The following is a 361-nucleotide window of genomic DNA, read 5'->3' as shown; positions in this document are numbered from 1 at the left end:
GCTATGAAATACACCTGTGCCAGCACTCATATATTGAACATGTCCTCGCTCAATTGTTCCGCGGTTCCCCATGCTATCCTCATGTGTTAAAGCACCATCCACAACGTACGAAATGATTTCCATATCGCGGTGCGGATGCATATCAAAACCAGTTTGTGCCGCTACTAGGTCATCATTAATTACACGCAATGCTCCAAAGTTCATGTTATTCGGGTTATAGTAATTCGCAAAGGAAAAATGAAAATGTGTATTTAACCAACCATGATTTGCTCTTCCCATATTTTTATGATCAACTTTTCTAAACATATCCTTCACCTCATATTATCTCGAATTCAAGATTTATTTTAAAAATTTTTCTCAC

Annotated in this window: 1 protein-coding gene; it reads right to left on the bottom strand. The window is 37.4% G+C overall.

Going from position 1 to position 361, the window contains the following annotated elements:
- Positions 1–306 (bottom strand): pirin family protein (locus tag SB658_RS22420; protein ID WP_410602419.1); only part of this gene is annotated, 306 nt, incomplete at its 3' end.
- Between the last annotated feature and the right edge of the window lie 55 nt (positions 307–361).

The sequence above is a fragment of the Bacillus sp. SIMBA_008 genome (assembly GCF_046535495.1).
Lineage (GTDB): Bacteria > Bacillota > Bacilli > Bacillales > Bacillaceae > Bacillus > Bacillus subtilis.
This window is presented reverse-complemented; position numbering and strand designations above follow the sequence as displayed.